General features: G+C 51.9%; 1 protein-coding gene. It reads right to left on the bottom strand.

From position 1 onward, the window contains the following. Positions 1–28: 28 nt before the first annotated feature. Positions 29–1,171 (bottom strand): IS4-like element ISAs18 family transposase, encoded by a 1,143-nt coding sequence (locus tag C3418_RS23555; RefSeq protein ID WP_041204923.1) that lies wholly within the window; start codon positions 1,169–1,171, stop codon positions 29–31. Positions 1,172–1,262: the final 91 nt, after the last annotated feature.

The raw sequence follows: 1,262 nt of genomic DNA, 5'->3' as shown, positions 1-1,262 counted from the left end.
CCTCAGAGATCCCCTCATTTTTAGAGACTCAAATAATTCCAAGTGTGCGGGTATATAAGCGGTGTTGCTTCAGGTAGTAGATAAATTTATCCATCAACAAGACCGCATTGGCTTCTTTCATTTTAGGTAGCAACTGGTAATAGATGACCCCTTGCCGAAAGAACGAATAGGTTCGGCTCTTGCTGGTATTGACCTTGATCGTTCTCTCTAGACCGACACTGTCTCCAGCCTTACCCAGCAGCGTCAGCAAGACGATGGCCAGGGCACTGAATAAAAACAGTCGGTCGCGCCGGACCGGATTACTGATGTGCACATCTCCCATACCCATGCCGAATTTGTAATCTTTGATATCACGAAAACTGGTCTCGATACCCCAGCGCTGGCCGTATAGTTGCAACGCCTTGGCGGCGCTCAGGTCGGTCCGGTTACTGGCCAGAAACCACGCGTCTTTCATGCCACTCTTATGACAACAATAGACCCGTTCGACAGGCTGTCGCTGCCCAGTTAGCTCCACCGCTTTGAGGGTTCGGGTGCGCCCGGTCGGCGTTAGCCAGTCCCGAGCTGGAACCTGCTCTACACCAGGGTAACCAACCAAAACATTTCCTTTAAATCTAATGAGATAAGCAAAGCCTAGCTCTTGCTCCAGGCGTTCGAACAGCTCCATGTAACCAAAGCCGCGGTCAGCTACTACCGTCACGAAGATACCCTCTGGCAACGTCTGCTTGAGCTTGGTGAGCAGCTCTTTCTCATGGGCATTGCGTTGCCCTTTGAGCAACGATTTCCGATGGGTTTTCCACAGCAGCGGAGTACTGCGACCGTGGTTGGTTTGCAGGCTGATAACCAAGGTACTGTGATCATCGGCATCGAATTCGGTCCAGTCCATGGAGACTACGATCTCGGTACGTTCACCGACCACATAGGGCACCCAATCGTCAAAGAGGCTCCAGACATTGAGCTTGGTGTTAGTGAGCAGGCGATCCACCTGTTTAACCGCATGTTTACGTTCGAGACCGTTGGCCAAGGAGAGGCCACTACCGATGGCGTGGATGGCCAGTGAACCTGACTCGATAACCCCGAGGGTAGCATTGGCGAGGGAAAGAACACGCTTGGCATGCATGTCCTGTCCAAATATATCGTCGATGTGGTTGAGGATTAGTTCGTGGTTAAACATGGGGATAGTCTGTTGGGTATTAGCTGGTCAAGGATGGCGATCATACCTCAGAAGCCGCGCCACGCCTCGCTCATATGAGGGGATGGTTAAG

Origin of the sequence: Aeromonas sp. ASNIH8, from assembly GCF_002919855.1 — a bacterium.
GTDB lineage: Bacteria > Pseudomonadota > Gammaproteobacteria > Enterobacterales > Aeromonadaceae > Aeromonas > Aeromonas caviae.
The sequence above is the reverse complement of the archived record's forward strand: the minus strand, read 5'-3'. Positions and strand labels throughout refer to the sequence as shown.

Excerpts from the sequence above, each read along its gene's own strand:
- C3418_RS23555 (WP_041204923.1), bottom strand. The coding sequence starts at position 1,171 with ATGTTTAACCACGAACTAATCCTCAACCACATCGACGATATATTTGGA.